Here is a 13,302-nt window from a genome sequence, read left to right on the forward strand (position 1 = left end):
GCGTGAAGATGACAATAAGCCCCTTTCAAAAGGGGCTTTCTATTATCAACCGTGGCTAGCGCAGAAAATTAGTATCAATATAATTAGTTACAATATACGTTAAAACAAATACCAATAAAAATAAGGCAGTCAGCAATGCGTCAGTATCCGTTCATTAAAGTCATCCTCAACATTGTCACGCTGCTTTCGGCCTATATTCTGTCTACACATTTATCGTTGGCAACGCCATTAGATGATGCGCATAGGGCATTTGCCAGCGGCAATCACACTTTGGCCAAAGACTTGTATCTGCCATTGGCCGAGGCCGGTAATGCTGAGGCGCAGGCCCACCTGGCCGAGATTTACAACACGGATGACAGCGTGCTCCGAGATTTGCCGAAAGCGGTATTCTGGTTTTTAAAAGCGGCCGAACAAGGGCTGGCGATAGCGCAAACCAATCTGGCTACCATGTATCTGTATGGTGAAGGCACAGAGCAAAATGTATGGAAGGCCGTTGACTGGATGCTCAAAGCGGCTAACCAGGGCGATGCAGCGGCGCAGAATAACCTGGGTATCATGTACCGGGATGCGCTGGGTGTGAACCGGAATTATGAGGAAGCCTTAAAGTGGTTCGATCTGGCCGTTAAGCAGGATTATTCGCCTGCATTCCGTAATGTGGCGGATATGTACAGGTTAGGTCAGGGTGTGGCAAAAAACAGGTATGAAGTGATCCGCATGTATCGAAAAGGCGCCGACAAAGGCGATCCGGCATTTATGATGGCATTGGCGCAGTTCTACTTTACTACTGCGCCTAAAGACTACCAGGAAGCCATTGTCTGGTTATCCAAGCCAGAAATGGAAGGCAATGCCCTGGCGCTGGAGAACATAGGCGTGATATATGGCATGGATGACAATGCGTTTAAAGATACTGAAAAATCACTGTGGTATCTGCAACGCGCGGGCGAACTCGGCCATGCGCATGCGCAATTAAACGTGGGGGTGGTCTATTACAAAGGGATAGGGGTGCCGGTCGATTATCAGCAGGCTTATCACTGGTTTTTAAAAGCAGCGAAACAAAAAGAGCCCACTGCCCAATATTATCTAAAGGCAATCTACAGCAAAGGGCAAGGCAGGAAAACGGATCTGGTGAAAGCACAAGTCTGGGAAAACCTGAGCTTTGAAAACGGTGTTGAAGCCGGGCTGAGAGATAGTTTTTTGCACGAGATGACGGCCAAACAAAAAACGCAGGCTGAAACATTGATTGCACTCTGTAAATCAAGCAACTATGCGCAATGTGAATAAGCCACTATGATCTTGTTAGCATTGAACACAGCCAGCCCCGCTTATGATGGAGATTGCATTTGCTCGCATCAAAATCTATTAAAGGCAGGTCAGTTTGCCAGCCACAGGGTTGACGCATGTTTCAGGTCGAGCTAACTATTAAATGCGTATGCTTTCAATTTTTAAACACATAAGTAAACAACATAATAAGGGGCGATAAATGCAGGCAGACGAAATAGAATATGTAGGATTTTGGACACGCTTCGTGGCTTCAGTAGTCGACACGATTTTAGCGATCATCGTCGTATTGCCTTTTATCCAGGTGTTTTATGGTAAAGCGTTCTGGGCGGATGGATTTGTGCTTGGTCCCATCGGTGATGTACTTTCCTGGCTGCTTTTCCCCGTGGCGGTGGTGATCTTTTGGGTCACCAAACAAGCCACGCCCGGCAAGATGCTTTTCTCGGCAAAAGTGGTGGATGCTGACACTGGCAATCCGCTGACCCCAGGTCAAGCCATAGGCCGGTATCTGGCCTACTACCTAGCAGTGATCCCATTCGGGCTGGGCTTTATCTGGGCCGCTTTCGATAAGCGCAAGCAAGGCTGGCATGACAAACTGGCAGGCACCGTGGTGATACGGGAAAAATAATGGACGCTGGCTGTTAGCTGGGTAGTTGGCGCGCTAACGGCTATGAGTGACGTTAGCAGTGTGTGCACGGCGCGAGGCTTCAAGCATGATGTTTTTAGCCATGACCGACCAATTATCCTGCCGCTTCAGTGCTATAGTGATCACTTGAAATTGACCCACACGCTAAGCAGCTATGTAAGTTATCCGATCTACTCAGCCATCATTATTAACAAGAGCTGCCATGCCAACGACATCATCCGAAGCGACGCCTTTTAAACCAGATCATCCTGAAATGCACTTTCGTGCCATTGCCGAGTATGCGCCGGTGATGATGTGGATCTCTGGTAAGGAAACCCTTTTTGGTTGGTTTAACAAGCAATGGCGTGATTTCACGGGTTGTGAATTCGCGCAGGCCGGGGATAGCGGTTGGGCAGAAAGCGTGCATGCCGAGGATATTGAACGCTGCCGGGATATTTATACGCAGGCGCTGGATGCCCAGCAAGCATTCACCATCGAATACCGTTTAAAGTGCCATGATGGCACATTCCACTGGGTGGCCGATAACGGCGTACCCACCTATTCCGAGCAAGGCGTTTTCATTGGATTTGTTGGCAGTTGCGTGATCATTCAGGAACGCAAAGACCTTGAAGCCAGGCTTGCACAAGAGACCGCAGCGCTGCAACAGCTACAACAGCAAAAAAATGCCATTTCTAGCAAATCTGAAACCCTCACGCAGTTATACGAAACCATTCTTTCTGCCACCCCGGACCTGATTTACAACTTTGATTTTTCCGTGCCAGAGCCGCGCTTTTCGTATGTCAATGCCGGCTTGGTGCAAATGCTGGGCAGGCCGTTTGACGAAATCGTTGGCAAGACGTTGCGCGAGTTAGGCTATGAAGACTGGCATGCCGAAATGCATCACAAAGAAATCGACATCGTACGCACCACCAAGAAACCGATACGTGGCGAAGTCGCTTTTACCGGCACGTTTGGCCGCAGGATCTACGACTATATCTTTGCCCCGGTATTTGGCAGCAATGGCGAAGTGGTGGCCGTGGCTGGGACCACGCGCGACGTGACGGAAAGCCATGATGCCCAGGAAATGCTCAAGAAAAACAAGGAAGCCTTGCAAGAGGCGGATTTGAAAAAAGACGAATTCCTCGCCATGCTGGCGCATGAGTTGAGAAACCCTTTAGCGCCGATTAGCGCCGCGACCCAGATCATGGTGCTGAGCAATTATGAAGAATCGCGGGTTAGAAAATCCAGCCAGATCATAGAGCGGCAAGTCAAACATATGGTCGGGCTGGTAGATGATTTGCTGGATGTTTCCCGCGTGACGCGCGGGTTAGTCAACATCGAGAAATTGCCGCAGGATATGGCGGCCGTGATTGCCAGCTCGCTGGAGCAGGTGCGCCCTTTGATCGAATCCCGGCAGCACGCGTTAATTGTTGACCTCACGCCACTACCTGCCAAAGTGCTGGGCGACCACAAGCGGCTGGTACAAGTCGTTTCCAACATACTCAATAATTCCGCTAAATACATAGAAAACAGCGGCCAGATCAAACTTGCCATGAAGGTCGAACATGGCGCTGTCATCATTACGGTTGCCGACAATGGCATAGGCGTGTTGCGTGAAGAGCAGGAATCCATCTTTGAGTTGTTTGCGCAGGCGAAACGCAGCTCAGACCGTTCTCAAGGCGGGCTGGGCATAGGCCTGGCATTGGTGAAAAGCATGCTGAAACTGCATGATGGCACCATCAGTTGCTTCAGCGAAGGCCTGGATAAAGGCAGTGTATTTACGATTACCCTGCCTTTATGGACTGAACAAGTCGCAGCAGAAAACAATACTGATAGCGTTGAGCAGCAACAACAGAAAATGTCTGTGCTGGTGGTTGATGACAATGTCGATGCCGCAACCACACTAGCGAGCTTTATAGAGTTGTATGGTCATGAAGTGCTGGTTGAGCATGACTCCCTGAAAGCGCTGGCTTTGATAGAGTCAGTACTGCCAGCGGTGTGCGTGCTGGATATCGGGCTGCCAAAAATGGATGGGTACGAACTTGCAAGACGTATCAAAGCCAATGCCGCGATGGCCGATGCTACATTGATTGCTGTCACCGGTTATGGCCGAGAAGATGACAAAAAAATGGCATTGCAATCAGGCTTTGATTACCATCTGGTGAAACCCGTAGATTTTGAACAGTTAATGAAGTTAATCAATGACGCGGCGGATAAAGCCGCCGCTTGAATGCTGTCACAGAGCGCATAGATATTTTTTTTATATCAGATGCCTGAAAGGGCTGTTTCGATTCTGCATCCTTTGATGAATGTCCATCGTTAAAGCTTTTATCTGGTGCAGAAACTGAACCGTCAACACTACTTCAAATGAATCTGTACAGCTTTTCGCAGAAGATCGCATCCATCTCCATAACAGAATGCAAATAAGCGGATATAGATTTGTGATCAGGAGTACTGCGAATATCCAGTACCAGATGGCTGCATAGTGATCGAATCCATGCGGAACCAGTTTGAACCCCATCATAAGCGTCAGTAAGATGAATATTCCGGCTGTGATCAACATGTATTGAGAGATCAATGTATCTGATTCTGTTTCAAAAAAGTCATACAGCTTGCCAGCGGTAAATGTAAAGTAAGTAGCATGTGAGTCGGTTGTATTTTTCACGAGTTTATACCTGACCCACGCGTTTTTCCTTTGTGCACTGTGCGATGAAAGCATGCCTATGAGATGTTGCAGGATACGTACTTGCTGCTGCATCGCCTTGGAGTCCTGCCTGGGGAACGCTTGAAATTTGAGCAGCGTCAGTCTGATGTTTTTTCGTATGTACTCAAAATAAATCGATTTATTGAGTGTGATGTATGCCAGATTGGATGCCACTCCCAACTCGCCCAGATAGGCGAGGCTGACCAAGCCTGAATCCATTATTTTCCCCTGTTAAAGTCCCGATAGCCTCGTTATTGTGTTAATTCAAAATGTGCAATAGGGGCTATTCTTAGTAACATCCTGTCAACCACAGTCTTGATGCATGCGGCGGCTGCCGTGTTATTAAACGTGGCAAACGCTTCACGCGTCATTTTGTCGGGTTCAAAACGGAAAGCTTTGTCATCGACCAAAATAAAATGATAGAGCAAGTTTTTCGCCTGCATATCTGCAGGATAAATAGCGATTTTGCTGGCTACTGATGCGCCAATTGAGTGGTGTAACTGCTCTAAAAATGGATTGCTGATTTTTTGAGTGACTGACGATTTTTCTAAATCCTCAAAAATGAAGTTAAGTTTTGCAGAGGCTGTCTGTAGAAATCTAGCAGCGGCATGCACAACTTCAGGGGATGTATATATATATTCGTCTTGTGGTCCGGCAAAGATGGTCACCGTCTGATCTGCGATTTCAAACAGCTTGACGATTAATATAGCGGCATGGTGTTCATCTACGCTACTTATAATTGAATTGCTGTTTGATTGTGCAAGGTCATTCAGCATGCTCACATAGTCAGTCATAATTCCCCCCGGAGTTTTTCGACATCATAACTCTGTTTTACTTAAATTAACAACAGTATGTGTCAGCCAGTGAGTCCTTGCAGGTTGATAAAAAGCAACATGCCCGCCATTGACAGCTGGATTGCTTTAAAAGGCAAGTGCATCAGAGGGCAGGGCAGATGTTGTTTCAATATACGCAAGCAAAAAAAGCAGCACAGCTGATTATTTCAACTGTGCCGAGATGAATCACAAGCGCAAACAAAGCAGGACAAACAATCAAAGTTTGCGCAGGTGAAAGCGTTATTTATCTCCGCCCGGAAAGTTTCTCCTCCAGCGCTTTCAGTCGCGCTTCTAGCACCACAATCTGCTCATCACGCCCCTGAATAGCAGGTATCACGTCCTCTGCTTTGAGTAGTTTGGGAATGTGTTTAGGGCAATTGGCATCCCAGGCGGTGATGGTGAAGATAATGACACGCTCTATCCTGGCTGGATATTCGGGCGAAGACAGGCGTGCGATAAGCGCATCATCGCCTGTGACAACTTTGGCCTCGCCCCAGACTTTGACGCGTTGTGCATTGGCATAATCCATCAAAAATAACTGTGCTTTCGGGTTTTCATCCAGATTGCCCGCTGTGATGTATTGCTTGTTGCCCGCATAGTCGGCGAAGGCCAGCGTTTGCTCATCAAGCACCTGCAAGAAACCGCGCGGGCCCCCACGATGCTGCATATAAGGTTGCCCCTGCGCATTGGCCGTCGCGATATACATGCTGGTTTGTTCAGCGATAAAATCTGCCAGCACTGGCGTTACGCGGGATTCCCACCCACGTGTACTTTCAAATTTTGCATAGCCAGCACGCGACCCCATTTCTTCCTGTCTTGCTTTGACGGCTGGCGTAAACGCGATATCGCTGGGTGAAACCAAAGCTGACATCCAGGTTGGGCGTGCATTCATGATCTTCTCCTCAATGTGTGAAACAACAATTGAATATTAATGAAGCACACGCGTGAGAAAAACCTGGCTAGTCGCAATACATTATTTCACCAGGAGAAATGTTCTCGGCCAGAGCAAGGCAGCACCATAGGCCCCCAATCATAAACGGAGCTCTCAAAAGCTGCTTGTACTAGCGATTTTCTGCTGAAGAGACAGGAGATGACGCAGTGACTGGCCAGATACATTGACTATCGGTGACGAAAATCGAAGTGCCTGGCGTATTTTCCATCATAAAACCACCGGTAAAATCGCCGAAAGAAGGTAAGAGTGTGATGCCTGCACTGTGGTGAAAGCATGGTAACACCAGGCGTTGCCGACCCTTGCCCAGCAAACGGAATGTGGGGTGGATATGCCCGGCAATCACATGATGGGTGGCATGTGCTGCGGGCATGTGCTGCAAGGCAAAATCCCCCAGCAAATAAGGCTCATCCACCGTTTCAATCTTTAGGTCTACTGGCGGGTCGCCTGCACTTTTATCATGATTACCGCGCACCAGAAGACATCGCATGGCGCTATGTTGCACGCGCCATTCGCGTAAAGCTGCTAGTGTGGCTGGCGCATGAGACTTGGGCGCATGCAGGAAGTCACCGAGAAAAATCAGCCGTTCTGTCGGGTATGCGGATAGCAACGTGTTCAGGCGCTGCAGATTGTGGCTGGTGGTACCCTGCGGTACTGGCTGCCCCAACGCCCGATAGGCTGCCGCCTTGCCAAAGTGCGCATCTGCGATCAGCATGGCTTTCTGCTGCGGCCAGTAAATCGCTTTGTCGGCCAGTAACAATAAGGTATTGGCACCGATGTTCAAAGAAAATGCATTTTCCATTTAGTGATTACCTGTTACTTAATTTACAGGGGATGTGTAGTGTGGAACCCGGCGGTTTTACAAAAAAATTAAATGCATGTTTTCAATCCAGCGCTCTCGCCGGTAGATCAAGCTAAATGCGTGTGAATTTTGTAAATCACTTACATTACACCGCCATTCTGGCGCAGCCAGCCTTCAGGCGAGTTGTTATCCAGGCTATGTTACTTTTATTCAACTATTGTTGAAATCTTAGCTTGCCTGGATACTGGGCTGCACCAGTCTGACGAATAAAATACAAAGTTATTCAAAATCCGTGCCTCGCTTTAGGCGGAATAATCCTGCTACGCGGTCGTTTGGCTATTGATTCACTTTCATTATCTTCTGCTTTGGGCAAGCCGGTTTTGCGTACACGTTCTCGCTTTTTATACACCTTTTCCTGCACATTGAATTTCGCCTGCGCATTGACGGTTTCTTCTGGTGTATAAGCACCCGCACCGGCAGCTTTTTCCAGGTCAGCCACCATGCGTGCGATACGGTCGGCCAGTTTTTCCGAACTGCTGCTTTCGCGAAAGCGTTCTACCAGCAAGGGGAAGGCAAACGGGGTTGGCCGTTTGATATGCATTAACTGGATCTGTTTGCTTTGCAGGTGCTGCAAGGTTGCTGACAGGCGCGCGATTTCCAGTTCTTGTTGCAGCACTTCTTCCTGCGCTTGCGTCAGCAATAAATTAGCCGGGTCGTATTTACGGAACACATCAAAAAACAGACTGGAGGACGCCTGCACTTGCCTGGCACTTTTGTGCGCGCCGGGAAACCCGGCAAACACCAGGCCAGAGATACGTGCGATCTCGCGAAAGCGTCTTTGCGCCAGCTCGCCCGCATTCAGGCTGCCGATGACATCCTGTAGCAAATTTTCACTAGTGAAAATCTCTCGCGTCAATATCGTGTCCCAATCCACCGGCGTGGCAGAAAGTAATTCCAGGCCGTAATCATTCACCGCGATGGAAAACGTGTTCGGCTGGTGTTTGCCAGCGCGCCAGGCCAATAAACTGGCTAAGCCCAGGTGTACGCTGCGCCCGGCGTAAGGGTAGAGGAACAGATGCCAGCCTTCGCGTGAGTGCATGGCTTCGGCCAATAGATTAGTATTGGTCGGCAGTGCTGACCAATCGCTTTGCACCTGCAATAGCGGTTTGATCAGCTGCATTTCCGGGCCGTCAAAATGGCCGTGCGCCGCGGCATCCATGCGTGCCACCATCGCATTGGCCAGCTCGGTAGAAAGTGGCAAGCGTCCGCCGTTCCAGCGTGGCACAGCGGCTTTTTTACCGCTGGCTTTACGCACAAATGCGGTCATTTCATGCACGCGCACCAGCTCCAGCAAGCGTCCGCCAAACAGGAAATGATCCCCGGGTTTCAGCCGGGCGATAAAGTTTTCTTCTACTGAACCCAGGCTTTTACCCGACGCACCTTTACTCCAGAATTTAACCACCATGCTGGAATCGCTGACGATGGTGCCTATGCTCATGCGGTGCCGACGCGCCAGCTGTGCATCCGGCACGTGCCAGATGCCGTGTGCATCGGGAATGGCACGGCGGTAATCCGGGTAAGCGGCCAGCGATTCGCCGCCGTGCTGCACAAACGCCAGCGCCCAGCGCCACTCTTCATCGCTTAACTGCCGGTAGGCATAACAGCTGCGCACTTCTGCCAGCAAGTCATCGGCGATAAAGCCGCCGCCCAGCGCGATCGTCACCAGGTGCTGCACCAGCACGTCCAACGGTTTTTGCGGCGATTCACGTGGCTCGACATTGCGGGCGGCGATCGCGTCTTGCGCGGCGACCGATTCGATCAGCTCCAGGCTATGCGTAGGCACCACGGTCAGGCGCGAAGCGCGTCCGGGCGCATGGCCAGAACGACCTGCTCGTTGCATCAACCGCGCCACGCCTTTAGGTGAGCCGATCTGCAATACTCGTTCCACCGGCAGGAAATCCACGCCCAGATCCAGGCTGGATGTGCAGACTACCGCTTTCAATGTACCCTGTTTGAGGCCGGCTTCTACCCACTCACGCACTTGCCTGTCTAATGAGCCATGATGCAGCGCGATCAATCCTGCCCAGTCAGGTCTCGCCTCGAGCAAGGCCTGGTACCAGATTTCACATTGCGAACGGGTATTGGTGAAGATCAGGCTATTGGGACTGGCTTCGATCTGCGCCACTACCTGTGGCAGCATGCGCAAACCCAGGTGGCCGGCCCACGGGAAGCGTTCAATGCCTGGTGGTAACAGGGTGTCTATCAATAAATCTTTGGCCAGCTGGCCTTGCACCAATACGGGGTTGGATGCGCAGTTCTGGGGTGGGTTTGGAATCAGCACTTCCATGGCGTGCTGCAGATTACCCAGCGTTGCCGATAATCCCCAGGTAATCAGCTGCGGCTGCCAGCGGCATAATCTGGCCACGGCCAGTTGCAGCTGCACGCCGCGCTTGTTACCTATCAGCTCGTGCCATTCATCGATGACCACCATTTTCAGGCTGGCAAAAGTGTCGGCAGCGTCTGGTCGCGTCAGCAACAGTGTCAGGCTTTCCGGCGTGGTGATCAGTGCGGTCGGAAGGCGCTTGGATTGCCGCGAACGTTCGGCGTTCGTGGTGTCGCCGGTACGTAACCCTATGCTCCAATCCAGGCCTAACTCCTCGACCGGCGCTATCAATGCACGTTCGGTATCTGCAGCCAGTGCACGCATAGGGGTGATCCATAAAACGGTTAGCGGCTGCATCACGACTTTGCATTTTGCTGGTTTTTCAGCCATCGCATCCGCCGATTTTTTAGCAGATGCCGCTGTCGGTTTTTTTAAGGCAAAGCGCTCAATGGCGGCCATCCACACCGCATAGGTTTTACCTGCGCCTGTGGTGGCGTGCAGCAGACCGGATTGACCGTTTGCCACGGCTTGCCAGACTTGCTGCTGAAAGGCGAACGGTTGCCACTGATGTGCAGCAAACCACTGGCGGCTTAATTTGAAGTGACCAGGCTTTGGTTTTTCAACCGTTTCCATAGGTAACGTCAATGTTGGGTCAGCTTGCAAGGTCATGGCTAAGCGGCACTCTTATTATCAATGCGTGACGCTTCGGGCAACAAGGCCTGCAAAGTCTGCAAGGTATCTGCTTCGGACACCGGTTTATCCTGACGCCAGCGGAGCATGCGCGGGAAGCGTACGGCGATCCCGCTTTTGTGGCGACTACTGAGGGCGATGCCTTCAAACCCAAGCTCAAACACCATGGTTGGCTTTACGCTGCGTACCGGGCCGAATTTCTCGACTGTAGTTTTGCGGATAATCGCATCCACTTCGCGCATTTCAGCATCGGTTAGCCCTGAGTAGGCTTTGGCAAAGGGTACCAGTTTGCGCTCGGGATTACTCTCAGGCGTATCCCATACGGCAAAAGTGTAATCGGTATACAGGCTGGCGCGGCGGCCGTGGCCAGTTTGCGCGTAGATCAGCACGGCATCTGCAGTGTAAGGGTCTATCTTCCACTTCCACCATACGCCAACATCTTTGGTCCGCCCCACGCCATACAATGCATCTTTGCGCTTGAGCATAAACCCTTCTACGCCCAGGCTACGCGAAGCTTCGCGCTGGCGGTCCAGGTCTTGCCAGCTATCCCCGATGACTAGCGGCGATAGCTGTAATTGCGGCTGACCACACGACAAAACCACTTTTTCCAATTGCTCGCGTCTGGCAGATTGCGGCTGTTCGCGCCAATCTTCTCCCTGCCATTCGAGCAGGTCATAAGCCAGTATCACCACCGGCAGGTTTTCCAGGATTTTGGCAGTTAAGGTTTTGCGGCCTATGCGTTGTTGCAGCAGGGCAAATGGTTGTACTTGTCCCTGATTTACTGCGAGATTTTTAGGGCCATTGATTTGATCTTCTATCTGGTTCGTATTGACTGTTTTGTCAGATGCATATTTCCACACCACCAGTTCGCCATCAATCACCGTGCCATCCGGCAGATTATCTGCCAGCACCTGTAATTCAGGGAAACGGTCAGTCACCAATTCCTCACCGCGCGACCACACCCATAACTGGCCATCGCGTTTGACCAGTTGTGCACGTATGCCATCCCATTTCCATTCCACCTGCCATTGTTCCGGGTCGCCAATCGCCGCTGAAAATTCGTCAGTCGGCAACTGTAAGGGGTGCGCTAAAAAGAACGGGTAGGGCTGGCCTTCGCTGCGCTCGTCACCTTGTTCATTCACCGGTGCGATCAGTTTCAGGTAATGCGCCGCCGTTGGGCGGGCAGATAAATCGGTATAACCGACCAGACGCTGGGCGATGCGTTTGGCGTCTATGTCGGCGACGGCAGACAAGGCGCGCGTGACCAGGAGTTTGGAAACACCCACGCGGAAACTGCCGGTGATCAGTTTGATGCACACGAGTTTGCTGCGCTGGTCCAGTTGCTGCAATAAAGGCGTCAATTGCAGCGTTAATACTTCGGGCGCCAGGCCGCGCAAGGGTAATAGTTTGTTCTCTACCCATGTGGCCAAACCCTCTTCTGAAGTATGAGTAGATTCGGGTAACAGCAACGCCATGGTTTCCGCCAGGTCGCCCACGGCATGGTAGCTCTCTTCAAATAACCATTCCGGCAGGCCTGCTACCGTCAGTGTCAGTGCGCGTAACAGTTTGGTGGGCACTAACTGACGCGGACGGCCACCCGCCAGAAAATACACCGCCCAGGCGGCGTCTTCAGGGGTGGCGACAAAAAAGTAATCGCGCAATGCCGCCAGTTTGGCATTGCTGCTGGTGGTGGCGTCCAGCCTGCTGTAGAGGTCGGCAAACGCTTTCAAACGGTCGCCTTTGCCATATTCATATGCTGGCTGCCTTCAGTCTCGGCAGGCAGTTCGGCTTCGGGTGGCAAACCTGTCGCATCAGTTTCAGGGGATATATCTGTCTCTGCCTCGGCCGCCTCTTCACCGTATTCGGTGACAAAAGCCTGCGCATCCAGGCCTTGCTCGCACAACCAGCGCACCATGGGGTGCACCTGCCCGTGCGTGACGAACACGCGCTGGGCACCGCTGGCCTGTATGGCCGTCTGTAAGCCTGGCCAATCGGCATGGTCGGACATGATAAAACCGCGGTCCACACCGCGCCGCCTGCGCGTGCCACGTAATTGCATCCAGCCGCTGGCAAATGCATCCGAGTAATCGCCAAAGCGTTTGATCCACGGCGTACCTTGCGCCGAAGGCGGCGCCAGCACGATACTTTTGCCTATCTGCGATTTGTACTGCATGTCGCCGACATACTGGGTCGCAGGCAGATAAACGCCCGCCTCGCGATAGACCTTGTTTAGCGGCTCTACCGCGCCATGCACGAGTATCGGGCCAATATGCGGATTCAGCCCCGACAATAACCGCTGCGCTTTGCCGAATGCGTAGCAAAACAGCACGCTGGCGCGATTGTTATCGGCATTGCTCTGCCACCATTGGTTGATGTCAGCGAAAATCTCATTCTGCGGTTGCCATTTGTAAATCGGCAGGCCAAAGGTGGATTCGGTAATAAAGGTATGGCAACGCACGCTTTCAAATGGCGCGCAGGTGCCATCAGCTTCCACTTTATAATCGCCCGAAGCCACCCACACTTCGCCCTTATATTCCAGCCGCACCTGGGCAGAGCCCAGCACATGGCCAGCCGGATGCAGGCTGAGCTTGACGCCATGGTGGTTGATGGTTTCGCCATATTCCAGCGTCAGCAGATTGATATCCGCACCCAAACGCTTGCGCAAAATGCCTTCACCAGCCGCCGCTGCCAGATAGTGCTGGTGGCCAGTGCGCGCGTGATCGCCATGCCCGTGCGTAATCACAGCGCGCTCTACCTGCCGCCAGGGATCGATATAAAAATCGCCGGGCGGGCAATACAAACCTTCCGGGCGTGCGATGACTAGTTCCATAGGACTAAAGGCCTGTCTGATATTGATGATTAAACATGCAAATGTGACAGCAGCAATGTCATTCGATTCCGCTTATTTGAAGAAAAAATGGAATAGTAAATACCTGCCTACAAGCAGGTCAGGCAATATCTGACAAAAGGAAAGGATGATGGGTCTAAGATGCAGGGAGGGTGGTGATGGAGCCACCTGGCAAGTCACAATTCGCATG

At 51.5% G+C, this 13,302-nt stretch carries 10 protein-coding genes; 3 read left to right on the forward strand and 7 right to left on the reverse strand.

The features are described from left to right. Positions 1–135 precede the first annotated feature (135 nt). From ACTS9Y_RS09310 to ACTS9Y_RS09320, 3 genes are all read left to right on the forward strand, one after another. Positions 136–1,281 carry a tetratricopeptide repeat protein gene (locus ACTS9Y_RS09310; protein WP_442585658.1) on the forward strand — a complete coding sequence of 382 codons (1,146 nt, stop codon included), beginning with the start codon at positions 136–138 and terminating at the stop codon, positions 1,279–1,281. 199 nt (positions 1,282–1,480) lie between these two features. Then, the gene (locus ACTS9Y_RS09315) at positions 1,481–1,906 is read left to right on the forward strand and encodes an RDD family protein (protein WP_442585659.1); all 426 of its coding nucleotides are present in this window, start codon (positions 1,481–1,483) and stop codon (positions 1,904–1,906) included. 220 nt (positions 1,907–2,126) lie between these two features. After that, on the forward strand, positions 2,127–4,133 hold the full coding sequence (locus tag ACTS9Y_RS09320) for a hybrid sensor histidine kinase/response regulator (RefSeq protein ID WP_442585660.1): 2,007 nt from the start codon (positions 2,127–2,129) through the stop codon (positions 4,131–4,133). 30 nt (positions 4,134–4,163) lie between these two features. Here the strand turns inward: ACTS9Y_RS09320 and ACTS9Y_RS09325 are convergent, their stop codons facing one another. The 7 genes from ACTS9Y_RS09325 to ACTS9Y_RS09355 all read right to left on the reverse strand — a co-directional run bounded on the left by ACTS9Y_RS09325 (position 4,164) and on the right by ACTS9Y_RS09355 (position 13,094). Next, complete coding sequence (locus tag ACTS9Y_RS09325) at positions 4,164–4,826, reverse strand: hypothetical protein (protein WP_442585661.1); 663 nt, start codon at positions 4,824–4,826, stop codon at positions 4,164–4,166. A gap of 32 nt (positions 4,827–4,858) precedes the next feature. Further along, entirely contained in the window at positions 4,859–5,401 is a 543-nt protein-coding gene (locus ACTS9Y_RS09330) for a hypothetical protein (RefSeq protein WP_442585662.1), read from the reverse strand. Between the two features lie 283 nt (positions 5,402–5,684). Then, on the reverse strand, positions 5,685–6,332 hold the full coding sequence (locus ACTS9Y_RS09335; protein WP_442585663.1) for a pyridoxamine 5'-phosphate oxidase family protein: 648 nt from the start codon (positions 6,330–6,332) through the stop codon (positions 5,685–5,687). A gap of 169 nt (positions 6,333–6,501) precedes the next feature. Continuing rightward, positions 6,502–7,191: a ligase-associated DNA damage response endonuclease PdeM gene (gene pdeM, locus ACTS9Y_RS09340; protein ID WP_442585664.1), complete on the reverse strand. Its 690-nt coding sequence runs from the start codon at positions 7,189–7,191 to the stop codon at positions 6,502–6,504. 283 nt (positions 7,192–7,474) lie between these two features. Then, a complete protein-coding gene (locus ACTS9Y_RS09345) occupies positions 7,475–10,243 on the reverse strand; it encodes a ligase-associated DNA damage response DEXH box helicase (RefSeq protein ID WP_442585665.1) in 2,769 nt (922 codons plus the stop codon). Positions 10,244–10,245: 2 nt separating this feature from the next. Further along, positions 10,246–11,994, reverse strand: a complete 1,749-nt coding sequence (locus ACTS9Y_RS09350; protein ID WP_442585666.1) for an ATP-dependent DNA ligase — start codon at positions 11,992–11,994, stop codon at positions 10,246–10,248. Further along, complete coding sequence (locus ACTS9Y_RS09355; RefSeq protein ID WP_442585667.1) at positions 11,991–13,094, reverse strand: ligase-associated DNA damage response exonuclease; 1,104 nt, start codon at positions 13,092–13,094, stop codon at positions 11,991–11,993. The genes ACTS9Y_RS09350 and ACTS9Y_RS09355 overlap by 4 nt, the downstream gene beginning before the upstream one ends. Between the last annotated feature and the right edge of the window lie 208 nt (positions 13,095–13,302).

It is taken from the genome of Methylophilus sp., from assembly GCF_052173275.1.
Taxonomy (GTDB): Bacteria; Pseudomonadota; Gammaproteobacteria; order Burkholderiales; family Methylophilaceae; genus Methylophilus.